Origin of the sequence: Streptomyces achromogenes subsp. achromogenes (assembly GCF_000720835.1) — a bacterium.
Lineage (GTDB): Bacteria > Actinomycetota > Actinomycetes > Streptomycetales > Streptomycetaceae > Streptomyces > Streptomyces achromogenes.
The window spans coordinates 140,556-166,689 of record NZ_JODT01000004.1; the positions used below are offsets into that span (position 1 = coordinate 140,556).

The window sequence follows — 26,134 nt, forward strand, 5'->3', positions numbered from 1 at the left end:
CCGCCCGCTCACCGGTGCTTCAGCGGGGTGAGCTGCTCGATGTCGTACTTCGCCCGCAGCGCCTCGATCGCCTCCTGGTCCGGCGGGCCCCCGTCGGCCAGGATCTCCAGCAGTTCCTCGAAGTAGCGTTCGTGGTCCGGCGGGGGAGACGCCTGGAAGAACATCTTCGCCGGGCTCTCCGTCGGATTGGCGAAGGCGTGGGGGCAGCCCGGCGGTACGACGATCACCGTGCCCGGCGTCGCGCGCACCACCCGGCTGCCCGAAGGCGACTGCCACTTCTGCCAGTTGTCGGGGGTACGGATGCGCGGCTCGAAGGCGAGGACGTCCAGCTCCCCTTCCAGGACGTAGAACAACTCCTCGCTGCGCGTGTGCACATGGGCGCCCACATCGAAGCCGGGCGGCACCTCCACCTCGAAGGTGGAGGCCATCCGCGAATGGGTGCCGGTGACCTTGAACGTCACCCGCTGGGCCGGGGTCTCGACGACACGGCCGTGCCCCGGTGGCACGTACAGTCCCTCGGTCTCGGTCATGAGCGGCTCACCACGTCACCGGCAGGGCCTCGGGCCCCCGGATCAACGCGCCCTTGCGGAACGGCACTTGATCCGGCGGTACGGCCAGCCTCAGTCCCGGCACCCGGTCCAGCAGGGCGTCCGTCAGCAGCTCCTCCTCCAGCCGGGCCAGGATCCCGCCCGGGCAGTAGTGCGGGCCGAAACCGAAGGCCGCGTGCGGGTTGGGACTGCGGGAGAAGTCGATGGTGTCCGGGTCGGGGAAGACCTCGGGGTCGCGGTTGGCGGCCAGGTACGAGACGTAGACCGCCTCGCCCGCGCGGATGCGGACCCCGCCGATCTCCACGTCCTCCAGGGCGACGCGGGACAGTCCGACCGCGTTGCGGTGCGGGATGTAGCGCAGCAGTTCGTCGATCGCCCGGGGCCTGATCTCCGGCTGCGCGCGCAGCCGGCGCAGCAGCCGGGGCCGGGTCAGCAGCAGGTAGAAGAGCTGCCCGCTGTTGCTGGTGACCGCCTCGCCGCCGATCTGGAGGAGGACGGCGAGACCGACGGCCTCGTCCAGCGTGATCTCCGCGCGGCCCACCGCGGCGCCCAGCAGGGAGGTGACGTCCTCGCCGGTGCCGTGCCCGCGCCGCCCGATGAGCTCGGCGAAGTACGCGGCCATCTCCCGCTTGGCCCGCTCGCTGATCCGCTTGCCGTGCGAGGAGGAGAGGATCAGCCCGGTCCAGGTGTGCAGGGCGTGCCGGTCGCCGGCCGGGACGCCCATCAGCTCGCAGATCACCGCGATCGGGAACGGGCCGAGCACCGCGCTGGTCAGGTCCGCGGGCGGGCCGCCGCGCAGCAGCTCGTCGACCAGCTCCGCCAGCCGGACGCGCGCCTTCTCCCGCACCCGCTCCACGCCCTTGGCGCTGAACGCGGCGGCCACCGAGCGGCGCAGCCGGGTGTGTTCGGGCGGATCGAGGAAGCCGACCGCGCCCGGCTCGGGGATGAAGTGCGGCGCCAGCCGGGTGACCTGCTTGGCCCTGACCGCCGCCCGGCTGAAGCGGGGGTCGCCCGCCACCCTGCGCACGTCCTCGTACCGGGTGACCAGCCACGCCCAGCCCTCTCCGTGCGGCAGCTGGACGCGGGTGACCGGGCCCTCCGCCATCAGATCGGCCAGCACGGGGTCGAAGTCGGTCCCGGGCAGGTCGAGCGCCGGCCAGTGCCGTACCGGGGGCAGGGTCTCGGGCAGCGCCGGCGCGGTCACCGCCCGGCTCCGTCCCCGTCGGCCCAGCGTCCGACCGTCATCTCGGCGGTGATCCCCGGGCCGAACCCGGCCAGCAGCCCGCGCGCCCGGTCCTCGGCGCCGCCCTCGTCGAACAGCCGGCGCAGCGCGTCCAGGACGACGGCGCTGGCGATGTTGCCGTACTCGGTGAGCGTGGCCCGGCTGAACCGGAACGCGTGCGGGTCGACCTGGAGGAACTTGCTCAGGTCGTCGAGTATGCGGGGACCACCCGCGTGGATGATGTAGAAGTCCAGGTCGGCCGCGTCCCAGCCGTGTGTGCCGGCCAGTTCCCGCAAGGCCGGGGCGAGCGGCTCCATGGTCGTCGGCACCCGCTTGTCCAGCAGGAAGTGGAAGCCGGTCGCGCGCACGTCGTAGGCGATCCAGTCCTCGGTCTTCGGGATCAGGTAGGAGCCGTTGCGCTCCAGTTCGACGCCCCGGCCGCCGCGCCCGCGGACCACGGCGGCGGCGATGCCGTCGCCGAACAGCCCGTTGGAGAGCAGCGAGCCGACGCCGAGGTCGGTGGGCTGGTAGCACAGCGAGCAGAACTCGCAGGCCACGATGAGGGCATTGGCCTGCGGGTAGGCCGAACAGAAGTCGTGCGCCCGGTTGATCGCCGCGCCGCCGGCCGCGCAGCCCAGCTGGGCGATCGGGAGCTGGCGGGTGGTGCTGTCGAAGTCCATCTCGTTGATCAGCCACGCCGTGAGCGAGGGCATCATGAAGCCCGTGCACGACACGTAGATGATCACATCGATGTCGCTGGTGAGCAGTTCCGCGTCGTCCAGCGCGCGCTGGATCACCGCGGGGACCCGGGCCTTGGCCTCGGCCTCGTAGAGCTTGTTGCGCTCCTCGAAGCCCGGGTGTCTGAGGGTCTCCTCGATGGGCTGCACGATGTGCCGGGTCTTGACGCCCGTGTTCTCGATCAGCCTGAGGGCGAGTGGCAGTTGTGGGTGGTCGGCGTGGCGGGAGCGCGCCAGCTCCAGCGTCTCCTCCATCGTGATCACGTACTCCGGGACCGACACCGAGGGCTTGCACAAGGTCGCCATGAACCGTCCCTGCTTTCCGCGTTCCGACGGGCCTTCGCCCGCCGGTCAGAAGGTGGGTTCGCCTCTGTGGGCGCTCCACCCACGGTCACCCGGGAGGGCGATGATCTCGCGTTGGATTACTCCGAACCGGGGACCCCGGGGTCCGGCCCGCAGGGCGATTCATGCGGCCGGACGAGGGAAAACGGCAGGCCGGGCGTTACGTCGCAGGGGCCGGCGGTGTGGGAGGCGGGCCGTGGGCGGCGGGCACCCGGCGCGCGGCGGGGACGCGGCGGGGACGCGGTGCGGGCGCCTCGACCGCAGGCGGCCGGGGCATGAGGCGGGCCGGCGGGCACGACCGAACTGCCGGGGCGGTGCGGGCGAGGCGTTCGGCGGGCGTGGCGGGGACGGCCTACTGCGTCCCGCTGCTGTGCGCGATGCACGCGACGTCGATGCGGTCGGCCAGCTTGGCCAGCTCGATGGTCAGCGCGGCCACGGTGTCCTCGTCGAGCCCCTGCTCGCCCGCCTCGACCAGATGCAGCCACCGCGCGCCCACGGTCCGCAACAACTTACTCACGTCGGCCGCGGAGACCTGCAAGGCCCCGCGGTCGTCGACGATCAGAGGCAGGGTCACTTCGCGGTTCACAGAACGGGATGGTAGCCGCGCGGCCCTCACGCACCCTGCCAAACCGTGGTGATGTTGCAGAACTCCCGGATTCCGTGCCCGGACAGCTCACGCCCGTACCCCGAGCGCTTCACCCCGCCGAACGGGAACGCCGGGTGGGAGGCGGTCATCCCGTTGACGTACACCGAACCGGCCTCCAGGTCCCGGGCGAACCGTTCGACCTCGGTCTCGTCCCGCGTCCACACGTTCGAACTCAGTCCGAACTCCGAGTCGTTGGCGATGAGCACGGCCTCGTCCACGTCGTCCGCGCGGTACAGCGTGGCGACCGGTCCGAACGCCTCCTCGCGGTGGACGCGCATCTCCCGGGTGATGCCGGACAGCACGGTCGGCGGGTAGTACCAGCCGGGCCCGTCCGGCAGCTCGCCGCCGCACAGCACCGTCGCCCCGCCGTGCCGGGCGTCGTCGACCAGTTCCGCCAGGTCGTCACGGCCCCGCTCGCTGGCCAGCGGCCCGATCTCGGTGTCCTCCGCCAGTGGATCGCCCACCTTCAGGGCCCGCATGCCCGCGACGAACCTCTCGGCGAAGGCGTCGTAGACGTCGGTGTGCACGATGAACCGCTTGGCGGCGATGCAGGACTGCCCGTTGTTCTGCACCCGCGCGGTCACCGCGACCTCGGCCGCGCGGTCGAGGTCGGCGGACGGCATCACGATGTACGGGTCGCTGCCGCCCAGCTCCAGCACCGTCTTCTTGATCATCTCGCCGGCGGTGGACGCGACCGCCCGGCCCGCCGGTTCGCTGCCGGTCAGGGTGGCCGCCTTGACCCGCTCGTCGCGCAGGACGTCGTCCACCGCGCCGGAGCCGATCAGCAGCGTCTGGAAGCAGCCCGCCGGGAAGCCCGCCCGGTGGAAGAGATCCTCCAGGTACAGGGCCGTCTGCGGCACGTTGGAGGCGTGCTTGAGCAGGCCCACGTTGCCGGCCATCAGGGCGGGCGCCGCGAACCGGACCACCTGCCACAGCGGGAAGTTCCACGGCATCACGGCGAGCACCGGGCCGAGCGGGCGGTAGCGCACCCGCACCCGCGAGGCGCCCGAGTCGCGCACGTCCGCCTCGGCGGGCTCCTCGTCGGCCAGCAGCCGTTCGGCGTGCTCGGCGTACCAGCGCATCGCCTTGGCGCACTTCGCCGCCTCCGCGCGGGCCTGCCGGACCGGCTTGCCCATCTCGGTGGTGACGACCCGGCCGATCTCCCCCTGGTCCTCGTCCAGCAGCTGGGCGGCCTTGGTCAGCGACCGGGCGCGCTCGGCGAACGAGGTGGTCCGGTAGGTGCGGAACGTGGCCTCGGCCAGCTCCAGCCGGCGTTCCAGCTCGTCCTCGTCCATGGGCTCGTACGTCTTGAGCGTCTCGCCGTTCGCCGGATTCACCGTCGCGATGGGCATGACCGACCTCCCTGGGAGCGGGCTTGTCTCGACCTTCGCGCGCGGCCCGGCAAGTCGCAACGCGACAGGTCCTCGGATCAGGCCGAGTGCTCCGCCAGCCGGTCGAGAAACGCTGCCTGCGCCGTGATGATCACCGCACGGGCCCGGTCCGGGGTGAACCACGCCACCCGGTCCAGCTCCGGGAACTCCCGCAACCGGCCGGAGCGCGGCGGCCACTCCATGGTGAACGTCCCCGGCTCGATCGTCTCCGGGTCGAGGTCCGCCTCCACCGCCCACACCGTGACGATCTTGCCGTTGCGCTGCACGACCTCGCCCAGCGGCACGGCCTGCCCGTCCGGCGGCGCCACCCCCAGCTCCTCGCGGAACTCCCGCCGGGCCGCCTCCCAGGCCGGCTCCGCCGGGTCGTACTCGCCCTTGGGCACGGTCCAGGCACCCGCGTCCTTCCTGGCCCACAGCGGGCCGCCCATATGGCCGAGCAACACCTGAAGGCCCCTGTCCGTGTGCCGGAACAACAGCAGTCCCGCACTGCGCTTCGCCGTCCGCACCGTCATGTCCCGACCTCCGGATGGGCCGCCAGCAGGGCCTGAACGGTATCGGCCTCCTCGGGGCGCTTGTCCTCGCGGTAGCGGAGCACACGGGCGAACCGCAGGGTGACACCGGCCGGATAGCGGGTGGAGCGCTGGAGGCCGTCGTAGGCGATCTCCACGACGAGTTCGGGGCGCACCCGGACCACCCGGCCGTCGTCCTCGACCGCCAGCTTGCGAAGCCGCTCGGTCTGCCAGGCGAGCATCGCGTCCGTCATGCCCTTGAAGGTCTTGCCGAGCATCGCGAAGCCGCCGTCCGCGGCGCGGGCGCCGAGGTGCAGGTTGGACAGCCGGCCGGTGCGCCGGCCGTGGCCCCACTCGGCGGCCAGCACCACCAGGTCCAGGGTGTGCACGGGCTTCACCTTCAGCCAGGACGCGCCCCGCTGGCCCGCGCTGTAGGGCGCGTCGAGCGACTTGACCACCACGCCCTCGTGCCCCCGGGCCAGGGTGTCCGCGAGGAACCGCTCCGCCTCCGGCAGGTCACCGGGCCCCGCGACCAGCGTGCGCCGCACCCGCATCGGCTCGGGCACCAGCCGGGCCAGCTCCGCGTGCCGCTCGGCGAACGGCAGGTCGAGCAGGTCACGGCCGTCCACCGCGAGGGCGTCGAAGAACACGGGGGAGACCGGGACCTCCTCGGCCGCCCGCGCCACGTCGGACCGGGAACCCACCCGGCCCGCCGTCTCCTGGAAGGACCGGGGCCGCCCCGCCGCGTCGAAGGAGATCACCTCCCCGTCCAGGATGAACCCCTCGCAGGGCAACGCCAGCGCGGCGGCCGTGACTTCGGGCAGCCGGCCGGTGATGTCGTCCAGGGTGCGGGTGTGGATCCGCACCCGTGCGCCGTCCCGGTGCACCTGGACCCGGATGCCGTCCAGCTTCTCCTCCACCGCGCAGGCGCCCAGCTTCCGCACCGCCTCCGCGACCGACGACGCGCTGTGCGCCAGCATCGGCAGCACCGGGCGGCCCACCGTGAGCCGGAACCGCTCCAGCGCCGCCGGTCCCTCGCCGAGCAGCGCCTCGGCCACCGTCTGGAGCGACCCGGCGAGCATCACGGCCCGCCGTACGTCCGCCGGATCCGCCCCCGTCGCCCGGGCCAGACCCTCCACCGCGACCGCGTCCAGCGCGCCCTGGCGGACCTCGCCGCTGAGCAGACCGAGCAGGAAGCGCTGCTCGGCCTCGGTGGCCGCGCCCATCAGCTCCCCGACGATCCGGGACCGCACCGCCTGGGAGCCCGGCCCGGCCACTTCCCCCAGCTCGCCGAGCCGGGCGTCGACCTCGCGCACGGTGAGCGTCGGCTCGGCGGCCGGCGGCACCGGGCGGCCCAGCACCTTCCAGCCGACCCCGAGCCGGCCCTGCGGCAGCCGTCCGGCCAGATAGGGGATGACGATCGGCACGTCCTCCGGCTCGGCCTCCCGGAACAACTCCGCGAGCAGCGCGGTCTTACGGGACCGGGCCGCCGTCGCGGCGACCTCCCGGGACACCTCGGCCAGCCGGGTCAGCAGCATGTCCCCAGAGTGCACCGGGGCCGCCCGGTCTACACCCCCACGGCCGCGTCCAGGTCCGTCATCAGCAGTTCCGCGTTGATCGCCGCGCCCGCCCGGTAGCCCCGGCTGACCGCGTTCACCACCTGCTCGGAGAAACCGCTCGCGTTGCCCGCCGCCCACAGCCCGGGCACGCTCGTCAGACCCCGTTCGTCGATCACCGGGTAGCTGCCGAACGGGGTCTCGCGCAGGTCCGCGCCCAGCCTGACCAGGAGATCGTTGTTCGGGACGGCGCGCGGGGCGGCGTACAGCACCGCGCGGTCGTGCACCGTGCCGTCCGAAAGGCGGACCCCGGTGAGCCGGTCGTCGGTGACCTCCAGCCCCGCCACCTCGCCGGGCACCACCGCGACCCCGGCGGCGGCCAGCCGGCGCAGGTCCTGGTCGGTCAGCTCGGCCTCGCCCACCCGGTGCAGGAAGAGCCGTACGTCCTTCGACCACTGGGTGACCATCAGCGCCTGGTGCACGCTGAGCGGGGAGGTGGCGAGCACCCCGGTCGGCAGGTCGCGCATCTCCCAGCCGTGGCAGTACGGGCAGTGCAGCACGTCCCGGCCGAACCGCTCGGCCAGGCCCGGGACATCCGGCAGCTCGTCGCGCAGACCGGTGGCGATCACCAGCCGCCGGGCCCGCACGGTTTGGCCCCCGGCGAGGACGACGGTGAAGTCGGTGTCCTTCCTCGCGTCCACCACCCGGCCCCGGACCAGCTCCACCCCGTACCGGGCGATCTCGGCGCGGCCGGCCGCCAGGAACTCGGCCGGGGACATGCCGTCCCGGGAGAGGTACCCCTGCATGTGCGCGGACGGCGCGTTGCGCGGCTCGCCCGCGTCGACGACCAGGGTACGGCGCCGGGACCGGCCCAGCACCAGCGCGGCGGACAGCCCGGCCGCCCCGCCGCCGACGACGACCACTTCGTAGTTCTCGGTCATGGTGACCACCTCCGCCCCGACCGTCGCCCAAGCCGTGCCACATTGACAAACAGCTTTGCCGAACCTGCAATAAGGTCATGAGTACCGACGACGTTCTCGCCGAGGTCGGCCCCCGGCTGCGGCGGATCCGCAAGGACCGGCAGGTGACCCTGGCCGCGCTGTCCGAGGCCACCGGCATCTCCGTCAGCACCCTGTCCCGGCTGGAGTCCGGCCTGCGCAAGCCCAGCCTGGAACTGCTGCTGCCCATCGCCCAGGCCCACCAGGTCCCGCTGGACGAACTGGTCGGGGCCCCGCCGGTCGGCGACCCCCGGGTGCGGGCCCGGCCGATCACCCGGCACGGGCGCACCCTGTATCCGCTGACCCGGCAGCCCGGCGGACTCCAGGCCTACAAGGTGGTCGAACCGCAGCGCGGCGGCGAGCCCGACCCCCGCACCCACGAGGGCTACGAATGGCTGTACGTGCTGTCCGGGCGGCTGCGCCTGGTGCTCGGACAGCACGACGTGGTGCTCTCGCCGGGCGAGGCGGCCGAGTTCGACACCCGGGTGCCGCACTGGTTCGGGCCGGCGGGGGACGGGCCGGTGGAGTTCCTGAGCCTGTTCGGGCCGCAGGGGGAGCGGATGCACGTACGGGCGCGGCCGGCCCGTTCCTGACCCGGCCCCCGTGCGCGCCGGTGGCCACCCCGTGACGTCCACGCGGCGTTCGGGGCCCGTCGGCTGTTCCCTGATCGGCAAGCGACCGCTTAGTATGCGATCGGACCCGGTCAGACGAAGCAGTCCCGTGGAGGCCCCGCATGCAGGCATGGCAAGTGCACGAGAACGGCGAGCCGAGCGAGGTGATGCGCCTGGCGGAGACGGAGCGGCCCGTGCCCGGCGACGGCCAGGTGCTGCTGCGGGTGCGCGCGGCCAACGTCAACTTCCCCGACGCGCTGCTGTGCCGGGGCCAGTACCAGGTGCGCCCGCCGCTGCCCTTCACCCCCGGCGTGGAGATCTGCGGCGAGACCGAGGACGGCCGCCGGGTGATCGCCAACCCCGTGCTCCCGTACGGCGGTTTCGCCGAGTACGCCGTCGCCGACGCCCGCGCCCTGCTCCCCGCGCCCGACTCCCTGGACGACGCCGAGGCCGCCGCCCTGCACATCGGCTACCAGACCGGCTGGTTCGGCCTGCACCGGCGGGCCCGGCTGGAGGCGGGGGAGACCCTGCTCGTGCACGCCGCCGCCGGGGGCGTGGGCAGCGCCGCCGTCCAGCTCGGCAAGGCGGCCGGCGCCACCGTGATCGGTGTCGTCGGCGGCGAGAAGAAGGCCGCCGTCGCCCGGGAGCTGGGCTGTGACGTGGTGGTCGACCGGCGCGCCGAGGACGTCGTCGCCGCCGTGAAGGAGGCCACCGGCGGCCGGGGCGCCGACGTGATCTACGACCCGGTCGGCGGCGAGGCCTACACCCAGTCCACCAAGGTCGTCGCCTTCGAGGGCCGGATCGTCGTCGTCGGCTTCGCCGGCGGCACCATCCCCACCCCCGCCCTCAACCACGCCCTGGTGAAGAACTACTCGATCCTCGGCCTGCACTGGGGCCTGTACAACACCAAGAACCCACAGCTGGTCCGGCACTGTCACGAACAGCTCACCGAGCTGGCCGCGCGGGGCGCCGTCAAGCCGCTGGTCAGCGAGCGGGTGCCGTTCGCCGGCGCGGCCGGCGCCGTGCAGCGGGTCGCCGACGGGGTGACCACCGGCCGGATCGCCGTCGTACCGGAGAACGGAGCCGCCGCATGACCGACGCCGACGAACTGCGCGAGCGCACCCGGGAGTTGCTCGCCCAGCACCCGCCCGCCAGCACCGACCGCGCGGACTTCCTGCGGGCCCGGTTCGACGCGGGCCTCGCCTGGGTGCACTACCCCGAGGGCCTCGGCGGCCTCGGCGCCCCGCGCTCCCTCCAGGGCGTCGTGGACGCCGAACTGGCAGCCGCCGGCGCCCCCGACAACGACCCCCGGCGCATCGGCATCGGCCTCGGCATGGCCGCGCCGACCATCCTCGCCTACGGCACCGAGGAGCAGAAGCGGCGCTATCTGCGGCCCCTGTGGACCGGGGAGGAGGTCTGGTGCCAGCTGTTCAGCGAGCCCGGCGCCGGCTCCGACCTGGCCGCGCTCGGCACCCGCGCGGTCCGCGAGGGCGAGGACTGGGTGGTCAACGGGCAGAAGGTGTGGACCTCCAGCGCCCACCTCGCCCGCTGGGCCATCCTCATCGCCCGCACCGACCCGGACGTGCCCAAGCACCAGGGCATCACCTACTTCGTCTGCGACATGACCGACCCGGGCGTGGAGGTCCGGCCGCTGCGCCAGATCACCGGCGAGGCCGAGTTCAACGAGGTCTTCCTCACCGGCGTCCGCATCCCCGACAGCCGCCGCCTGGGCGCGGTCGGCGACGGCTGGCGGGTCGCCCAGACCACGCTCAACAACGAGCGCGTCGCCATCGGCGGCATGGCCCAGCCCCGCGAGGGCGGCATGATCGGCCCCGTCGCGAAGACCTGGCGCGAACGCCCGGAACTGCGCACCCACGCACTGCACCAGCGGCTGCTGTCGTTGTGGGTGGAGGCCGAGGTGGCCCGGTTCACCGGCGAGCGGCTGCGCCAGCAGCTCGCCGCCGGCCAGCCCGGACCCGAGGGCGCCGGCATGAAGCTCGCCTTCGCCCGCCTCAACCAGGAGATCAGCGGCCTGGAGGTGGAACTGCGGGGCGAGGAGGGCCTGTTGTACGACGACTGGACCATGCGCCGCCCCGAACACGTCGACTTCACCGGCCGTGACGCCGGCTACCGCTATCTGCGCTCCAAGGGCAACAGCATCGAGGGCGGCACCAGCGAGGTGCTGCTGAACATCGTGGCCGAGCGCGTCCTGGGCCTGCCCGCCGAACCGCGCACCGACAAGGACGTCGCCTGGAAGGACCTCGCCCGATGACGGACCTGCTGTACTCCGAGGAGGAAGAGGCGCTGCGCGCCGCCGTCCGCGACCTGCTCACGGACCACTGCCCGCCGGCCGGCGTGCTCGCCCGCACCGAGTCGGACGCGCCCCACGACCGGGCCCTGTGGAAGTCGCTCGCCGAGGACATGGGCCTGGCCGGCCTCCTGGTGCCCGAGGAAAAGGGCGGCCAGGGAGCCTCCCACCGCGAGGCGGCCGTCGTCCTGGAGGAGCTGGGCCGGGCCGTCGCCCCGGTGCCGTACCTGACCAGCGCGGTCGTGGCCACCGAGGCGCTGCTCGCCTGCGGCGACGCCGAACTGCTGGAGCGGCTGGCCTCCGGGCGCACCATCGGCGCCCTGGCGGTCGGCCTGCACACCGGGCCGACCGCTGGTGTCAGGACCGTACGGGTGGAGCACGGCACCCTGCACGGCGAGCTGACCGGCATCGCGGACGCGGCCGTCGCCGACGTGCTGCTCGTCCCGGCCGACGACGGCGGCCTGTACGCCGTCGACGCCGACGCCGTGACCATCCTGCCGCAGACCTCCCTGGACCTCACCCGGCCACTGGCCACCGTGCGGCTGGCGGGCGCCCCCGGCCGCCGTGTCGGGGACACCGGGCCCGCCGTACGCCGCGCCCTGCGGGCCGCGGCCGGACTGCTCGCCTCCGAGCAACTCGGGGTGGCCGACTGGGCGTTGACGGAGACCGTCCGTTACCTGAAGGAGCGCAAGCAGTTCAACCGGCCGGTCGGCGGCTTCCAGGCGCTCAAGCACCGGCTGGCCCGGCTGTGGCTGGAGACCGTCCACCTCAGGGCCGCCGCCCGCGCCGCCGCCGACGCCCTCGCCTCCGGTAGGGACACCGACGTCACGGTGGCCGTCGCCCAGGCGTACGCCGCCCCCGTCGCCGTACGCGCCACCGAGGAGGCGCTGCAACTGCACGGCGGGATCGGCATGACCTGGGAACACCCGGTCCACCTGTACCTGAAGCGGGCCAAGGCGGACTCGATCGCCTACGGCACGGCGGGCGCCCACCACGAGGCGCTGGCCGAACTGGTCGACCTCCAGGCCCCCTGACCTCTCCCTCCGGTGAAGCCCGCCCCACCCGGGGCGGGCTTTCCGTGCGACGGAAGTGAACAGCGCGCCAACTCGCCGTCGCGACGGGTCCGTCGAGGCACCCCCGCACGCATACTCTCCCCGGTCCCCAACACCCCAGGGAGGCAGTGCATGACCTTCACCACCCGTCGCGGAGCCCTCACCACCCTCGGCGCCGCCCTCGTGGGCACCCTCGCCCGGCCGACGGGCGAGGCACTGGCCGCGAGCGACACCGCGCCCCCGAGCGACGTACCGGCCGTGAGTGACGCCGGCGCCGCGAGCGACGCGCCGGCCGGTGACCCCCGGCGGCGGCCCCGCCCGCTGTGGCGGGCCCACGCCCACAACGACTACGCGCACCCACGCCCCCTGCTCGACGCCCTCGACCACCGCTTCGGCAGCGTCGAAGCCGACATCTTCCTCGTCGGCGGCCGGCTCCTCGTCGGTCACGAGGCGTCCGGCCTCGACCCGTCCCGCACCCTGGAATCCCTCTACCTGGACCCGCTCGCCGCCCGCGTCGCCGCCCGGCACGGCTCGGTCTACCGCGGCGCGCACCGGCCGCTGCAACTCCTCATCGACATCAAGACCGAGGGCGCCGCGACCTACCTCGAACTCGACCGCCGGCTGCGCCGCTACCCGCACCTGTTCACCCGGTACGCGCACGGCCGCGTCCACCCCGGCCCGGTCACCGCCGTGGTCTCCGGCGACCGGGCGGCCCGTACCCCGATGGCCGAGCAGACCGAGCGGCGCGCCTTCTACGACGGCCGGCTCACCGACCTGGCCGGCCCCACCCCGGCCTCCTTCGCCCCGCTCATCAGCGACAACTGGACGCAGAACTTCACCTGGACGGGCACCGGACCCTTTCCGGACGCCGAGCGGCACAGGCTGCGGAGCATCACCGCCGCCGCCCACGCGCGCGGACAGCGCGTCCGGTTCTGGGCCACCCCCGACACCGCCGGCCCGGCCCGGGACGCCCTGTGGACCGAGCTGCTGGCCGCCGGGGTGGACCACCTCAACACCGACGACCTCGCCGGGCTGGAGGCCTTCCTGGACGCCCACGCCCCGGCGTAAGACCACACGATCGGCGGACGTGTCAGCCGCCCGGACGAACCCTCCGCTACGTCACACTTGCGCCCGAAACGCCGCACATGGGGCGTGGCGGAGGAGGTTCCGATGGCGATTTCCATCTCGGTGGTGCTGCTGCTCCTGGTCCTGGTCGTGATCTTCATGCGCAGTGGCGCGCTGAAGGTCTCGCACGGCCTGGTCTGCATGCTGTTCGGCTTCTACATGGCCTGTACGAGCATGGCACCCACCATCCACAGCGGGCTCACCGCGACCGCCGACCTGGTGAGCAGCCTGCGGCCCTGAACCGGCCGGTGTTCAGCCGGCCGAGAAGACACCGACGCCGTTGGGCACGGGCCGCTCGGCGCCGCCGCTCGGGTGGTTGCGCACGGTCACGGCACGGTCGTCCGGGTCGCGGGTCACCAGCTCCGTCGAGCCGCCGCCGTCCAGGTTGAAGGCGTCGGCGGCGCCGAGCGACCGCAGGACGTCCGCCTCCTCGTGGACGGTCAGCCCCGAGCGGTAGTCCGCCGCCCCGTCCAGCGCCAGGAGCAGCAACTGCCGGCCGCCGCCCTTGACGCCCACGGCCGTGCGCACCGCCGAGGTCTCGTCGTCCAGCCCGGACAGCGGGGCACCGTCACGGACGATCGGGAAGCCGCCGATCGCGAAGGCGTACGGCACCCCCGACGAGGCCGCCGTCAGGGCGTGCGTGACCCGCACCGGATCACCGACCGACAGCTCGCGCAGCTTCCGCGCGCCCTCCTCCCGGCCCACCAGGACCGTGGTGTCCGCGGGGATCGCGCCGCCGCCCGGGGCGCCGGCGGCGGAGACCACCCGGCCGTCGCGCACCTTCACCTCGTAGGTGTCCTCGCTGCACGGAGCCGAGCGCTGGGTGTCGGTGCCGCAGACGGCGCGCTCGCGGGAGGCGCTGCCCCAGCGCGCGGTGAAGGCGCCGACCGAGTTCACCGGGAGCGCGTACTGGTTGAGGCCCTTCAGGGGCAGCGTGCCCCCGGGGGTGCCGACCGAGCCGGTGAGGGAGAGGCGGTCCAGGCGGGCCCGCCGGTCGGTGCCCACGCCGAACACCTCACGGGTGTCGGTGCCCGGGGGCAGCGCGGGCCCGAACCGCTGGCCCTTCGGCACGGCCGCCTTCAGCACCTGCCCGTCCGCCACGGCCGGTCCGACGGGCGCCCCGGTGGCCGCCACGCCGGGGTGCTGGGACTCGGTGATGTGGAAGAAGTCGCCGTTCACCCCGGCGACCGCCCCGGCCGAGTCCGCCAGCCGGGAGACCGTCGCCCGGGCCGCGACCGTGCCCGGGTACAGCAGGCCGACACGGACGTGCGGGTTGGCCAGGTCCACCGTGAGCAGGTGGACGCGGGCCGTGCCCTTCGCCGCGTCGATGTCGAACTGCCGGTAGGTGACGCCCGGCGCGATCCGCCGGCCCGCCGGCGCGGCACCGGCCGGAGCCGCGGCCACGAGGGACGCCCCGGCCAGCACACCGAGCGCCGTGACCGTCGTGAGAACAGCTCTGCCCGCCGCCGAACGCCCGTTCCGTCTGGACACCGTGCCTCCTGATGCCTCGTCAACTGCCTGCGTGTGCAGGGGCAGTGCAGCAGACTCGGGCGTCCGGTGGTACGACTACGCGTCGACGACGCGAGAACGGGTGAGAAAACGTACCCCCTCGGGTGTCTTCGGCGGGAAGCCGCCGCGTCCGGGGGCGACGTCCACGATCAGCCGGGAGCGGTCGCTTCCTCGACTCCCGCCGTTCTCACGGCTGTTCAGGAAGCCGTCCGGCACGCGGTGTCACCGGCTTCAGGCGCGTGAACAGCAGGGCGTACGTCGCCGAGGCCACCACCAGCCCGGCCGGCAGGGCCAGGTCGACACCGCCCAGGGCGGCGGCCACGGGACCGGTGTAGACGCTGTCGACGCTCAGCGCGGAAGCCGTCACGCCCGCCATGAGGGCCAGCGCCCCGGACCGGTTGACGCCGCCGGTGTACCAGAACGGCCCGCCGGGCGACTCGTCGGCGAGGCCGGGACCGTCGTAGCGGTTGCGGCGCAGCAGGATGTCCGTGGCGTAGACGGCCGTACTCGGGCCGAGCAGCAGCACGGTCAGCTGGAGCACATCGCCGACGGCGTCGAGGAAGTCGGAGACCAGCAGCGCGTACAGGGTGAGCGACACGGCCACCGCGCCGTCCACCAGGACACTGAGCGTGCGCCGGACGCGCAGGCCCACGGCCTGGAGGGCGAGACCGGCGCTGTAGGACGTGAGCGCGTTCAGCGCGATGGTGCCGAGGACCAGCGAGAGCAGGAACACCGGGCGGAACCAGCCGGGCAGCAGCGTCTGGAGCGAGGACTCCGGGTCGTTCATGTCGACGGCGGTCGCGGCACAGGCGCCGATGCCGCACACCAGGACGCTCGGCACGAACCCGCCGAGCGCGGTCCAGCCGGCCACCGCCTTCGCGGGGGTGGCCCGGGGCAGATAGCGGGAGAAGTCCGCGCTGGTGGTGTACGACAGCGGGCCCGAGGCGATGAGGGCGGTCCCGGCCGTCACGGTCGCCCACAGGTCCGCGCCGGCCGGCGGCTGCCCGGGGGCGTAGCCGAAGTCGGTGTGCCGCAGCACCGCGACGCCCACCGCGGCGAACACCGCCGACAGCACCAGGGTGATCGGCAGGTAGAGCCGGACGATCGCACCATGGCCGTAGACACCGATGGCGAGCGTGACGGCGGCGATCAGCACCACGACGGCCGCCTTCACCCCGGTGGTCACCGGCAGCCCGGCCCGGTCCACCAGGGAGAAGGCCGCGGTGGCCGCCGCCGCCAGGTTCAGCGCGAAGTAGCACACCGAGATCAGCCAGCCGGTCACCGCGTTGTTCACCCGGTTCCCGCGCACCCCGTACAGCGCCCGGGTCACCACCTCGCTCGGCGCGCCCGCCACCGGGCCCGGGACCGCCAGCAGGCCGGTGAGCAGCCAGAACAGATTGCCTACGACGATCACCACGAGCGCCTGCCACAGGCTCAGCCCCATCAGCACCAGCGCGCCTCCCACCACCAGGCTCAGGTAGTTGACGTTCGCGGCGGCCCACACGGAGAGCAACTCGCGCGGCCGGCCGCGACGTTCGGAGTCCGGGATGTGGTCGATGCCGTGCGCCTCGACACCGGCGCGCTCGGCGGCCCGGGAGGCGGAGCCGGCGCCGTCGGCGGGTGTGGGCCGTGCGCCGGGGTGCGGGTCGGGAAGCGTGGACGCCATGGGCCTCCGGGAGCCGTGGGAGGGGGCCTGGTCGCTTATTGGGCAGGTGACCAGTTGCTTATTGGTCGCACACTCAATAGCATCGCCGTCATGTCGTCAAGCGTTCAGCGCAAGCGGATCCGCAAGGACCCGGCCGCCCGGCGGGCGGAGATCGTCGCCGCCGCCGCGGCCGTCGCCCTGGCGGAGGGCCTGGAGTGCGTCACCCTCCGCCGGATCGCCGAGGAACTCGCCGTCCGCCCCGGGCTGATCAGCCACTACTTCCCCTCGGCCGAGGACCTGGTCGCCGAGGCGTTCGGCAGCGCGGCGACCGGCGAACTCGATCGCCTCCTCCCGGCCGAGCACGGCGAACTCGACCGCCCCCTTCCGGCGGAGCATGCCGTGCCCGACCGCCCCCTTCCGGCCGAGCGCGCCGCGCTCACGCCCACCGGGCGGCTGGCCCGCTTCCTCGCCCGCACGTCGGGGGAGGAGTACGACGCGATCAGCCGGCTGTGGATCAACGCCCGCCACCTCAGCCGCTACCGGTCCGTGCTCCGCGACCGGGTCGCCCGGCAGGAGGCCGCCTGGCGCGGCCGGCTCGAAGGCGTGATCCGGGACGGTGTGGAGGCCGGCGAGTTCGCCACCGAGGATCCGACGGCCGTCGCCGTGCAACTCCTCGTCGTCCTCGACGGCCTGGGCGTCCACGCCAACACCGCGACGCCCGAGCGCCCGGCCGCGGTGCTGCGCATGCCTCTGACCACGGCCGAGCGGGAACTCGGACTGCGGCCCGGCACGCTCGACGAAGCCGCCGGCTGATCCACCGGGCCCCACGCCCCTGCTGTGCCCCCGCGGGTCAAGGGGCCTCGACGGGCCCGCTGTGCGTCAAAGGGGACTTGACGGGTCCGCTGTGCGTCAAGGGCCCCCGATAGGTCCCCGTACGTCACGGCCCCTCGCGATGCCACCTGCGAGTGAAGGCCCCTCGATATGCCACCTGCGAGCGAAGGAGCTCCCGTGTCCGCCGATCTCGTCCTGCTCTCCGCCCGGCTGCTCGACCCCGGCACCGGCCGCATCCTGCCGCACACCGCGCTCGCCGCGGAGCGCGGGCGGATCGCCTTCCTCGGCGACGACCGGGACGCCCGCGCCCTCGCCGGGCCCGGCACCACCGTGGTCGACCTGCGCGGAGCGGTGGTCACGGCCGGGTTCACCGACGGGCATCTGCACCCGGTCTCCGGCGCCGAACGCACCATGGGCGTCGACCTGTCCGGCTGTCGCGACCTGGCCGCCGTACGCACCGCGCTCGCCGCGGCGGTAGGCGACCTGCGGCCGGGCGCCTGGCTGCGCGGCTGGGGCCTGGACCCCAACGCCTTCGGCAGCGCACCGGTGGCCACCGCCGCGCTCGGCCCCGTCCTCGACGGTGTGCCCGCGCTGATCGACCTGTTCGACGCGCACTCGGCGCTGGCCAGCGAGCGGGCGCTGGAACTGGCCGGCGTCGACGGGCCGCGCGCCTTCGAGCAGGGCTCGGAGATCGTCTGCGACGCCGACGGACGGCCCACCGGGCTGCTGCTGGAGGACGCCGCCTGCGAGGTCGTCGAGGCGGCCGCCTCCCGGCCCACCGAGGCACAGATCCGCGCCCGCGCCGCCGAGGTGCTGGCGGCGATGGCCGCCTCCGGGCTCACCGGCGGGCACGCCATGGACGCGAACGGCGACAGCCTCGCCGTCTACGCCGCCCTGGAAGCCGAGGACGCCCTGCCCCTGCGGCTCCGGATCGCCCCCTGGTGCCGGCCCGAGGCGAGCGACGCCGACATCGCCGAGCTGATCCGGCTCCAGGGCACCGGCGGCACGCTGTGGCGGGTGGCGGGGGTGAAGCTGTTCATGGACGGCACCATCGACAACGGCACCGCCTGGCTGGAGACCCCCGACTGCCACGGCCAGTCGGACCACGCCTACTGGCCCGACCCCCGGCGCTACACCCAAGTGATCGCCGAACTGCACCGGGCCGGCGTCCCCACGGCCACCCACGCCATCGGCGACGCGGCGGTCCGCCATGTCCTGGACGCCGTCGAGCAGGCCCAGGCGGAGAGCGGGCGGACGGGCGGCACGGGCGGTACCGGCCTTACCGGCAGCATGGGCGGTGGGGGCGGTACGGGCGTCGTACGGCACCGGGTCGAGCACATCGAGACCGTCCCCGACGACACCGTACGGCGGTTCGCGCCGCTCGGTGTCGCCGCCTCGATGCAGCCCACCCACTGCTGCGAGTTCACCCGGGCGGACCACACCGACAACTGGTCGCGCCGGCTCGGCGAGGAGCGGGCCGGGCGCGCGTTCCGCTGCCGGGACCTGTGGGAGGCCGGGGCACGGGTCGTCCTCGGCTCGGACTGGCCCATCGCGCCGTACCCGCCGCTCCAGGTCATGGCCGGCGCCCGGCACCGGCGCCCCGCCGACCTCTCCCTGCCCCCGCACGGCCCCGAGCAGGCCCTCACCCCGCTCCAGGCGCTCCGGGGCATGACGGTGAACGCCGCCTGGGCGGCGGGGGAGGAGGACCGGGCCGGCCGGCTCGCCGTCGGCCACCGCGCCGACCTCACGGTGCTCGCCGACGATCCGCTGCGCGTGCCCGACAGCGAGCTGGCCGCGCTGCCGGTACTGCTGACGGCGGTGGCGGGACGGGTCACCCATCGGGCGGCGGAGGTGTAGCCGGGGCGGTGGGGCGGGGGCGTGGCGGTTCGCTGCGGGGAGCGTGGTGGGGGGCTCGGTTCAGCCCGCGGATTCGTCTCGTTCGCGGCGTGCGCGGCGTGCGCGGCGTGCTTTGCGGGAGCGGCGCAGCTCCGGCAGCAGCGGGAGCAGGGACACGACGACGACCAGGGCCACCAGCGGCAGCAGATAGTCGTCGATGTGCGGGACGGACGCGCCCAGGGTGTACCCGGCCAGGACCAGCGTCTGCGACCACAGCACCCCGCCCACCGTCTGCCACAGCGTGAAGGTCCGCGCGGGCACGCCCAGCACCCCCGCCACCGGGTGCAGCACCGTCCGCAGCAGCGGTACGAACCGGCCGATCACCAGGGCCTTGCCGTACCCGTAGCGGGCCAGCAGCCGCTCCGCCCGCCGCGCCGCGTCCGTCACCCGGCGGCTGGACGTGCGGGCCAGCAGCGCCCGCCCGCCGTGCCGCCCGATCAGATACCCCGCCTGACCGCCCGCCACCGCCCCCACGGCCGCGCACACCAGCACCTGCCACAGGGCGAGCCGGGGCGGCTGCTGGGCGCTGCCCGCGCACAGCACCCCGGCCGGGAACAGCAGGGTGTCACCGGGCAGGAAGAAACCGACGACCAGCAGGCCCGACTCGGCGAAGAGCACCGCCAGTACGCCCAGCGCGCCGAAGGCGGCCAGCACCGAGGCGCTGTCCATCGGATTGACGGCGGTCACTGCCCGAACCTCCCGGCCTGTGCGCGGATGCGTCCGCTCACCAGCATCACCCGCCCGGCGTACCCGCGCGCACCGGTCGCCTTCGATTCGGCTCCGGACCGGCGCCGGTTGCGGGCCGGTGCGGGCGGGCACCGCCGGCTGGTGCGGGGCGTACTCCATCGATGTGCGGGGCGGACACCGCCGGTCCGGCGGCCGTACGACGCGCTGCCGTGCCCGGTCGGTCAGTACCCGTACCGGCTCTTCAGATGGCGCCAGAAGTCACGCAGCATCCAGGTGTCGAACTCGGTGATGCGGGTGGCGCTGCCCGCGTTCATGAGGAAGCAGCACTGGCCGGTCGGGGTCCAGTCGTAGAAGTCGTCGAGGCCGAAGGTGTGGCCGACCTCGTGCAGATAGATGTGGATGTCCTCCTGGCCCAGCGCGCCGGTGAAGTACTCCTGTCCCACGCGCTGCCCCCAGTCCCCGCCGGCACCGCCCTGGAACCCCTTGGTCAGCCACAGCGACTGGTCGTAGTGCCGGGCCGCGCCGCCCGGGCACTTCGAGTAGTCGCCGTTCTGATGGAAGAAACGGCCGCAGTCGGGGGCGCACTGCGGGGCACCGGCGCCGTCGAGGACTCCGGCGTAGACGTCGACCGAGTCGTCGGTCCACTGGAGTGTCGCGCGGTTCTTGACCGCCCAGCCGACGATGTTGACCCGCACGCTGGTGTACGGCCAGGCGTTGTGCCCCGTGCCGTTGTCCAGCATGGCCGCCGTCCACTTGCCGAACTGCTTCTTCAACGCCGTGTGGATCCGGTCGCGCAGGGCGGCGCTGACCGGGGCGTCGGACTCCCAGCGGACGCAGTAGTTGACGCTGCCCTTGTTGGCCATGATCTGGTCCCAGCCGTAATTGCGGAAGCCGTAGAGGTCCGGGTAGGTCGACTCGACGTGGTTCCAGACCTCGCCGAGCGGCTGGACCAGGGCGGCCGGCGGATTCCAGCCGTCCGCCGCCTCGGCCCGGGACGCCGCCGCACCGGCCGCCGGAACGAGCGCGGTCAGGACGGCGAGCACGGTGAACAGCCGTGCGAGGCGTCTGTACATGGTGAACTCCTCGTGTGGGGAACGGGATTCACCTACCGGTCGCCGCCGACGGCGACGAGGTTGCCGGACGCCCCGGTCAGGCGCCACGGTCGCGCGCCGGAGCCGGGCGTCGAGAGAGTCGGGTGCCGGAGGCGGGCGTCAAGAGGGACGAGTGCCGGAGCCGGGCCGGGGCGCGGTCGGCGGAGCCGTAAGCCCGAGTCGTACCGCACTCGCATCCCCCGTCGCACCGTCCACAGGACTTGATTCACTCGAATGGCTTAACGAAACCAGGCCTTGGCTTTTCATTTCATTCCTCTGGCTGAGAGGATGCCGAGGCCACCCTCTCCGCATTTTTGTATGAAAATCTCAAAAGGGTGGCGAGTCGAATGTGAGAGCGCAGTGGCAGATATTTTCGACAAGCAGTTGACGGCCGTCATGCAGCACGCGACGCGCATGCGGCCGAGGGCCGTCTACAACGCACTCGAGGCGCGCGGAGGGGAGGTGTTCCTGGGTGGAAAGCGCCTGGTCATGGCCGCCCGAAACGATTATCTTGGCCTTTCCGGTCACCCCCGTGTGGTTGCCGCGGCGGCCGACGCGGCCCGTCGTTGGGGTGCCTCCGCCTCGGCGAGCCGGCTGATCGGCGGAACGCTCACCCTGCACGAGGAACTGGAGGCCAGGCTGGCCGCCTTCCTCGACGCCGAGGCGGTGATCGTGACCACCACCGGCTTCGAGGCGAACCTGGCGCTGGCTCCCCTGCTCGGCCGCGGTGACATCGTCTTCAGCGACAAGGCCAACCACGCCTCGCTGATCGAGGCGGTCCGGCTGGGCTTCGCCGACAGACGCTGGTACCGGCACTCGGACATGGCGGACCTGGAACGCAAGCTGGCGGTGGCCGACCCGGACGCGGCCAAGGCCATCCTCACGGACGGCCTGTTCTCCATGGAGGGGGACCTGTGCCGGCTGCCGGAGCTGGTCTCGCTCGCCCGGCGCTACGGCGCCCGCCTGGTGGTCGACGGCGCCCATGACATCGGGCTGCTCGGACCGGGCGGGCGCGGGGTGACCGACCACTTCGGGCTGCCCGACGCCGTCGACCTGCATACGGGCACGCTGTCCAAGGGGTTCGGCTCCATCGGGGGCTTCCTGGCCGGCCCGGCCGAGGTGATCCACTACCTCCGGCACACCTCGCGGTCCGTCATCTTCACCACCTCGATCCCCCCCGCCTCGGCCGCCGCCGCGCTGGCGGCCCTGACCATCATCGAGTCCGAGCCGGAGCGCCGGGCGCGCGCCTTCGAGGTGGCGCGGCAGGTCCGGGACGGCCTGCGCGGCCTCGGCTTCGACACGGGCGAGTCGGTCACCCCGATCGTGCCCGTCATCACCGGGCGCAAGGAACTGGCCACGGCCCTGTGGCGGGAGGTCCTCACGGAGGGCGTCTTCACCAGCGCCGTATCCGCGCCCGCCGTACCCGAGGAACGCTCGCTGGTCCGGCTGTCCCTTCAGGCCACACACACCGACGAGGACATCGAGCGTATCCTCGTCGCGTTCGCCCACGCCGGCCGCCGCCTGGGACTCATCCCCACCGGGCCGCCGCCCGTCCCGGTGCAGCCGATGCTGAGGGAAACGCTTCTGGACTGGGTGTCATGAGTGTCACGGTCACCCCGGTCGGCGCCGACACCGACCTGGCCTCCTTCATCCGGCTCCCGTACGACCTCTACCGCGACGACCCGCTGTGGGTGGCCCCGCTGGAGCGGGAGCGGCGCTCCTTCCTGGACCCGGCCCGCAATCCGTACCACCAAGTGGCCAGCGTGCGGCTCTTCCTCGCGCGGCGGCGCGGCACCGTCGTCGGCAGGATCGCGGCGATCGTCGACCCCCGCTACAACGAGCGGCACGGCCCGGACCGCGGACTGATCGGCCTCTTCGAGTGCGCCGACGACCCCGAGGCCGCGGCTGCTCTCTTCGACACGGCGGACGACTGGCTCGCCGCGCAAGGAATGAAACGCACCTTCGGCCCCCTCGGATTCACCACCAATGACGAGTGCGGCGTGCAGATATCCGGCTTCGACCAGCCGCACATCGTCATGATTCCCCGGAACCGGCCGTATTATCCGCAGCTGTTCTCCGCATGTGGATTCGAGAAGGCCAAGGACCTGCTTTCGTACGCCATTCCGATTCCCGCTGACGGGGAACCCCCGGCGGAATACCGGGAGGCGGCGGACCGTGTCCTCGCGACCCCGGGCCTCACGGTGCGGCCCATGGATCCGCAGCGGCCGGAATCCGATATGGAGGCCGTCCGGAAGCTCTACAACGAAACGTTCACCCACAGCTACGGCTCGGTCCCCGTCGACGAAGCGCAGTTCGGCTACATGATGAAAAAGCTGAAGCCCCTGCTGCGCCCCGGCCTTGTACAGATCGCGGAGGTGCACGGCGAACCCGTCGCCTTCATGCTCTGCCTGCCCGACGCCCACCAGGCGCTGCACGCGGCCCGCGGCCGGCTCACCACCCTGGGCCTGCCCGTCGGGCTGATCCGGGCCGCGCGAGCCGTCCGCCGCATCGACCGCGTGCGCTTCGCCGCCATGGGCGTGGCCGAGGAGCACCGGTCCCGCGGTCTGGCCACGGCCCTGGTGACCCAGGCCCAGCGCGCCGCCTTCCGCCTCGGCTACACCGAGATCTCCTACTCGTGGGTCCTGGAGGACAATCACGCCTCACGCCGGCACGGCGAAGCTCTCGGCGGGGTCCACACCCAGACGCACCGGCTGTACGAGCGCGCCACGTCCGCGCCGTGACGGCCCGGGGGACCGGTGATCAGCAGCCGTCTTCGACGAGCGGCGCACGGGCATTCCGCAGGTCGGCCCGGGTACCCGACGCTCGCGAAAGGCCCGACGCAGCGAGGAGGCGGTCACGGTGACCGTGCCCGAGGAGAACCGTCCGAAGACGCCCACCACGGACGAAGTGATCGAGTCGCCCGCCGACACCCGCAGCGAAGAGCAGCCGGGAGCTTCGGGTCGCTCGATACGCGAGGCGATGGAAGAGGCGGGGATCACACCCGACGACTTCGAGGAGTAGCCGGGCGGCCCGCCCACCGGCAACCGGCCCTTACCAGGGGTGCGCGCACGGTGACATGCCGAGGGCCGGCGCCATGACGGCACCGGCCCTCCTGCTCAGCGACGGCCTCAGAGGGCGCGGACGCGAGCGGCCTGCGGGCCCTTGGGGCCCTGGACGACGTCGAACTCGACGTGCTGGTTCTCCTCGAGGCTACGGAAGCCGTTGCCCTCGATCTCGGAGTAGTGGACGAAGAGGTCCGGGCCATCGGCCTGGGCGATGAAGCCGAAGCCCTTCTCGCCGTTGAACCACTTCACGGTTCCCTGAGCCATTTGATGCTCCTTACAGGGGCTGGGTACGGAAGCCGCACCGTGCGGACTCCCGGGCCGGCCTGGACGCGACTACTCCAGTTCCCTGAAGGAGGCGGCGCCCGCGACATCGTTCTTCGCGAGCGTGCGGTGAAACACAGACACAAAAACTACGACCGCCCAGTACAACGAGCCGCCCCCCGGTTCCATTCCCGCCCCCGAAAAAAATCTTGCTCATGTCCATTTTGTGGTGATCTAAGGGTAGAAGTCGGTCGCGCGGGCACCCGTCAGGCCGCAGTGTCCTCACCCAGAGCACTCACCGGCGGGAGGCAGCATGATCAGCCATCAGCACCTGGTGGAAGAGGTGGCGTCGCGAACCCATCTCGACGACACGGAGGCCGCCGACGCCGCCGTACACCTCGTACTCGCCGCGCTGAGCAGCCGCCTCGACCCACCGCGCCGGGAGCACCTGCGCAAGGCCGTACCGGCCCACGAACGCCCCGCGCTGCGCTACGGCGCCGACGCGGCGGACGATGCCGCGGCGTCGCTCGACGATCTGCTGGCGGACGTGGCCCGGCCCGCGGGGGCCACCCCTGAGCAGGCGCTCTTCCTGGCACAGACGGTGGTCTGCCGGATCACGGCCGAGGACACGGACCTGGCGGAGGACCTCCTGCGCGCCCTGCCGGACGAGTTCGGCACGCTGTTCGAGGAACCGGACCGCGTCCCCGGGCAGACCGACCGTGCGACGGACACCCCGCCGACCGCGCACGGCCAGCACGAGGGAGGCGCCCGGCGGGACGAGTGACGGACAGCGCCCGGCTATTCACCTGCCGCGTGGAGCAGGGCTCCGTACGTCGCGAGCCCGTACAGCAGATGCGGCACCGCGTCCGAGACCCAGTCCGTCACCGACCAACCCGCCGGATCGCTCACACCCAGTCGTGCCATCGGCAGGTCGGTCGCGGTCATGGCCAGGGCGCCGGTGGCCAGGCCGCCCAGCCACCAGGGCGGCCGGAGTCCGGCGTGGCGCGCCAGGGAGACCACCACGCCGGTGCCGACCCCGCCGGCGATCCCCGACGACAGCCCGCCCAGCCCGGACAGCCGGTTCTCCCTGACCTCCCCCGCCCCGGGAACCGGACATCCCACGCCCCCGGCGATCTTGTCCACGGTCTGGGCAGGAGCCTGACTGGAGGGCCGGCCCCGCAACGCAATGTCGGCAAAGGTCACCGCGTTCAACACGGTCGTCCCGACGGCCCCCGCGGCACACCCCCGCACAACGCTTCGCATCATGCTGCGCCGGGTGCCCCCCACATAACGGAACGAACCGCACAAAAGGCCTCGACGGGCAGGCTGCGGACACCGGGCCGGCCGGCCTGTCCCCGGCCGACGGTCCTAACGTCGGGTCATGACCACTGCTGACGACACGGGGTACCGGTACCGCGCCGCGCTCCCCGAGGATGCCCCGGCCATCGAGGCACTGGATAGCTCGTTCACCACCGGCACCGTATTCCGGGTGTCCGTGACGGACGAGGGGTTCCTGCTGCGGGAGGTGCCGGTGGAGCCGCCGCTGACCAAGGTGTTTCCCAAGGGCGAGTCGGATGGTGACGAAGGGGAGGGCGAGGACGGCGCGGACTCCCGTACCTTCGTCGCCCAGGGCGCCTCGGGGGAACTGGCCGGGTTCGTCACCGCGTCGTACTCCGATTGGAACCGCCGGCTGACCGTCGAGGACATCGAGGTCGCCCCGGAGCACCGGGGCAGGGGAGTGGGCCGTGCGCTGATGGGGCTCGCGGCGCAGTTCGCCCGCGAGCGGGGCGCGGTGCACATCTGGCTGGAGGTCACCAACATCAACGCGCCGGCGATCCACGCGTACCGGCGGATGGGTTTCACCTTCTGCGGGCTCGACACCACCCTCTACGACGGCACCCCCTCACAGGGCGAGCAGGCGCTCTACATGAGCATGCCCTGCCCGTGAACCGACGGCCGGGCGCCGGGACTTCCGGAGTCCGACGGACATGTCAGCGAGCCGGCATCCAGGCGGGGAAGGTGAGTTGGCCCGCGTGCTCGGTGATCGGGATCACCACGTGGTACGCGGCGACTCCGAGCGGCAGTCCCAGGATCCCGCCGACCA

The 26,134-nt window shown here is 73.1% G+C and carries 27 protein-coding genes and 1 pseudogene; 13 read left to right on the top strand and 15 right to left on the bottom strand.

Annotation, left to right across the window (positions count from 1 at the left end):
* Nucleotides 1-8: 8 nt before the first annotated feature.
* The 8 genes from IH25_RS0105595 to IH25_RS0105630 form a co-directional block, all read right to left on the bottom strand.
* The gene (locus IH25_RS0105595; RefSeq protein WP_030603852.1) at nucleotides 9-530 is read right to left on the bottom strand and encodes a cupin domain-containing protein; all 522 of its coding nucleotides are present in this window, start codon (nucleotides 528-530) and stop codon (nucleotides 9-11) included.
* A 7-nt stretch (nucleotides 531-537) separates the two neighbouring features.
* Complete coding sequence (locus tag IH25_RS0105600) at nucleotides 538-1,752, bottom strand: cytochrome P450 (RefSeq protein ID WP_030603854.1); 1,215 nt, start codon at nucleotides 1,750-1,752, stop codon at nucleotides 538-540.
* The gene (locus IH25_RS0105605; protein WP_030603857.1) at nucleotides 1,749-2,813 is read right to left on the bottom strand and encodes a type III polyketide synthase; all 1,065 of its coding nucleotides are present in this window, start codon (nucleotides 2,811-2,813) and stop codon (nucleotides 1,749-1,751) included. The genes IH25_RS0105600 and IH25_RS0105605 overlap by 4 nt, the downstream gene beginning before the upstream one ends.
* 388 nt (nucleotides 2,814-3,201) lie before the next feature.
* Nucleotides 3,202-3,435 carry a DUF6213 family protein gene (locus IH25_RS0105610; protein WP_030603860.1) on the bottom strand — a complete coding sequence of 78 codons (234 nt, stop codon included), beginning with the start codon at nucleotides 3,433-3,435 and terminating at the stop codon, nucleotides 3,202-3,204.
* A gap of 26 nt (nucleotides 3,436-3,461) precedes the next feature.
* Entirely contained in the window at nucleotides 3,462-4,847 is a 1,386-nt protein-coding gene (locus IH25_RS0105615; RefSeq protein ID WP_030603864.1) for an NADP-dependent succinic semialdehyde dehydrogenase, read from the bottom strand.
* 77 nt (nucleotides 4,848-4,924) lie between these two features.
* Complete coding sequence (locus IH25_RS0105620) at nucleotides 4,925-5,398, bottom strand: NUDIX domain-containing protein (protein WP_030603867.1); 474 nt, start codon at nucleotides 5,396-5,398, stop codon at nucleotides 4,925-4,927.
* Nucleotides 5,395-6,933, bottom strand: a complete 1,539-nt coding sequence (locus IH25_RS0105625; RefSeq protein WP_030603871.1) for an ATP-dependent DNA ligase — start codon at nucleotides 6,931-6,933, stop codon at nucleotides 5,395-5,397. The genes IH25_RS0105620 and IH25_RS0105625 overlap by 4 nt, the downstream gene beginning before the upstream one ends.
* A 29-nt stretch (nucleotides 6,934-6,962) precedes the next feature.
* A complete protein-coding gene (locus tag IH25_RS0105630; RefSeq protein WP_030603880.1) occupies nucleotides 6,963-7,892 on the bottom strand; it encodes an NAD(P)/FAD-dependent oxidoreductase in 930 nt (309 codons plus the stop codon).
* Between the two features lie 77 nt (nucleotides 7,893-7,969).
* Here IH25_RS0105630 and IH25_RS0105635 point away from each other — a divergent pair, with 77 nt between their 5' ends.
* From IH25_RS0105635 to IH25_RS0105660, 6 genes are all read left to right on the top strand, one after another.
* Nucleotides 7,970-8,542 carry a helix-turn-helix domain-containing protein gene (locus tag IH25_RS0105635; RefSeq protein ID WP_030603900.1) on the top strand — a complete coding sequence of 191 codons (573 nt, stop codon included), beginning with the start codon at nucleotides 7,970-7,972 and terminating at the stop codon, nucleotides 8,540-8,542.
* A 140-nt stretch (nucleotides 8,543-8,682) separates the two neighbouring features.
* The gene (locus IH25_RS0105640; RefSeq protein WP_030603921.1) at nucleotides 8,683-9,654 is read left to right on the top strand and encodes an NADPH:quinone oxidoreductase family protein; all 972 of its coding nucleotides are present in this window, start codon (nucleotides 8,683-8,685) and stop codon (nucleotides 9,652-9,654) included.
* Nucleotides 9,651-10,832, top strand: coding sequence for an acyl-CoA dehydrogenase family protein (locus tag IH25_RS0105645; RefSeq protein WP_030603943.1), 1,182 nt, complete (start codon nucleotides 9,651-9,653; stop codon nucleotides 10,830-10,832). The genes IH25_RS0105640 and IH25_RS0105645 overlap by 4 nt, the downstream gene beginning before the upstream one ends.
* On the top strand, nucleotides 10,829-11,902 hold the full coding sequence (locus tag IH25_RS0105650) for an acyl-CoA dehydrogenase family protein (protein WP_030603947.1): 1,074 nt from the start codon (nucleotides 10,829-10,831) through the stop codon (nucleotides 11,900-11,902). Before IH25_RS0105645 ends, IH25_RS0105650 begins: the two co-directional genes overlap by 4 nt.
* 150 nt (nucleotides 11,903-12,052) lie before the next feature.
* Nucleotides 12,053-12,988: a phosphatidylinositol-specific phospholipase C/glycerophosphodiester phosphodiesterase family protein gene (locus IH25_RS0105655; RefSeq protein WP_030603949.1), complete on the top strand. Its 936-nt coding sequence runs from the start codon at nucleotides 12,053-12,055 to the stop codon at nucleotides 12,986-12,988.
* Nucleotides 12,989-13,090: 102 nt separating this feature from the next.
* Nucleotides 13,091-13,285 carry a hypothetical protein gene (locus tag IH25_RS0105660; protein WP_030603951.1) on the top strand — a complete coding sequence of 65 codons (195 nt, stop codon included), beginning with the start codon at nucleotides 13,091-13,093 and terminating at the stop codon, nucleotides 13,283-13,285.
* Nucleotides 13,286-13,297: 12 nt separating this feature from the next.
* Here IH25_RS0105660 and IH25_RS0105665 read toward each other — a convergent pair whose 3' ends face one another.
* The 3 genes and pseudogenes from IH25_RS0105665 to IH25_RS0105670 all read right to left on the bottom strand — a co-directional run bounded on the left by IH25_RS0105665 (nucleotide 13,298) and on the right by IH25_RS0105670 (nucleotide 16,220).
* Entirely contained in the window at nucleotides 13,298-14,536 is a 1,239-nt protein-coding gene (locus tag IH25_RS0105665; RefSeq protein ID WP_209445275.1) for a phosphodiester glycosidase family protein, read from the bottom strand.
* Nucleotides 14,537-14,611: 75 nt separating this feature from the next.
* Nucleotides 14,612-14,713, bottom strand: a pseudogene (locus IH25_RS42140) (DUF779 domain-containing protein); the annotation flags it as partial.
* Between the two features lie 28 nt (nucleotides 14,714-14,741).
* Complete coding sequence (locus IH25_RS0105670; protein ID WP_030603958.1) at nucleotides 14,742-16,220, bottom strand: purine-cytosine permease family protein; 1,479 nt, start codon at nucleotides 16,218-16,220, stop codon at nucleotides 14,742-14,744.
* Nucleotides 16,221-16,310: 90 nt separating this feature from the next.
* On the opposite strand from IH25_RS0105670, the gene IH25_RS0105675 reads away from it, so the two are divergent.
* Both IH25_RS0105675 and IH25_RS0105680 read left to right on the top strand, forming a co-directional pair.
* Entirely contained in the window at nucleotides 16,311-17,012 is a 702-nt protein-coding gene (locus IH25_RS0105675; RefSeq protein ID WP_030603961.1) for a TetR/AcrR family transcriptional regulator, read from the top strand.
* A 195-nt stretch (nucleotides 17,013-17,207) separates the two neighbouring features.
* Nucleotides 17,208-18,887: an amidohydrolase gene (locus IH25_RS0105680; RefSeq protein ID WP_030603963.1), complete on the top strand. Its 1,680-nt coding sequence runs from the start codon at nucleotides 17,208-17,210 to the stop codon at nucleotides 18,885-18,887.
* A gap of 60 nt (nucleotides 18,888-18,947) precedes the next feature.
* Here the strand turns inward: IH25_RS0105680 and IH25_RS0105685 are convergent, their stop codons facing one another.
* Both IH25_RS0105685 and IH25_RS0105690 read right to left on the bottom strand, forming a co-directional pair.
* Nucleotides 18,948-19,613, bottom strand: coding sequence for a DedA family protein (locus IH25_RS0105685; protein WP_030603966.1), 666 nt, complete (start codon nucleotides 19,611-19,613; stop codon nucleotides 18,948-18,950).
* Nucleotides 19,614-19,834: 221 nt separating this feature from the next.
* Nucleotides 19,835-20,686, bottom strand: a complete 852-nt coding sequence (locus IH25_RS0105690; protein WP_030603971.1) for a zinc metalloprotease — start codon at nucleotides 20,684-20,686, stop codon at nucleotides 19,835-19,837.
* A 507-nt stretch (nucleotides 20,687-21,193) separates the two neighbouring features.
* On the opposite strand from IH25_RS0105690, the gene IH25_RS0105695 reads away from it, so the two are divergent.
* The 3 genes from IH25_RS0105695 (at nucleotide 21,194) to IH25_RS41530 (ending at nucleotide 23,725) form a co-directional block, all read left to right on the top strand.
* Nucleotides 21,194-22,306, top strand: coding sequence for an aminotransferase class I/II-fold pyridoxal phosphate-dependent enzyme (locus IH25_RS0105695; protein WP_391637480.1), 1,113 nt, complete (start codon nucleotides 21,194-21,196; stop codon nucleotides 22,304-22,306).
* Complete coding sequence (locus tag IH25_RS0105700; RefSeq protein ID WP_037654423.1) at nucleotides 22,303-23,445, top strand: GNAT family N-acetyltransferase; 1,143 nt, start codon at nucleotides 22,303-22,305, stop codon at nucleotides 23,443-23,445. The genes IH25_RS0105695 and IH25_RS0105700 overlap by 4 nt, the downstream gene beginning before the upstream one ends.
* Nucleotides 23,446-23,563: 118 nt before the next feature.
* A complete protein-coding gene (locus IH25_RS41530) occupies nucleotides 23,564-23,725 on the top strand; it encodes a hypothetical protein (RefSeq protein WP_167346012.1) in 162 nt (53 codons plus the stop codon).
* Between the two features lie 107 nt (nucleotides 23,726-23,832).
* Here the strand turns inward: IH25_RS41530 and IH25_RS0105710 are convergent, their stop codons facing one another.
* Nucleotides 23,833-24,033, bottom strand: coding sequence for a cold-shock protein (locus IH25_RS0105710; protein ID WP_030603978.1), 201 nt, complete (start codon nucleotides 24,031-24,033; stop codon nucleotides 23,833-23,835).
* A 310-nt stretch (nucleotides 24,034-24,343) separates the two neighbouring features.
* Here IH25_RS0105710 and IH25_RS0105720 point away from each other — a divergent pair, with 310 nt between their 5' ends.
* Nucleotides 24,344-24,814, top strand: coding sequence for a DUF2267 domain-containing protein (locus IH25_RS0105720; protein WP_063755140.1), 471 nt, complete (start codon nucleotides 24,344-24,346; stop codon nucleotides 24,812-24,814).
* Nucleotides 24,815-24,828: 14 nt separating this feature from the next.
* Here IH25_RS0105720 and IH25_RS0105725 read toward each other — a convergent pair whose 3' ends face one another.
* Nucleotides 24,829-25,296, bottom strand: a complete 468-nt coding sequence (locus IH25_RS0105725) for a hypothetical protein (RefSeq protein ID WP_030603983.1) — start codon at nucleotides 25,294-25,296, stop codon at nucleotides 24,829-24,831.
* 115 nt (nucleotides 25,297-25,411) lie between these two features.
* Between IH25_RS0105725 and IH25_RS0105730 the strand changes: the two genes are divergently transcribed.
* The gene (locus IH25_RS0105730) at nucleotides 25,412-25,978 is read left to right on the top strand and encodes a GNAT family N-acetyltransferase (protein ID WP_030603986.1); all 567 of its coding nucleotides are present in this window, start codon (nucleotides 25,412-25,414) and stop codon (nucleotides 25,976-25,978) included.
* Nucleotides 25,979-26,134: the final 156 nt, after the last annotated feature.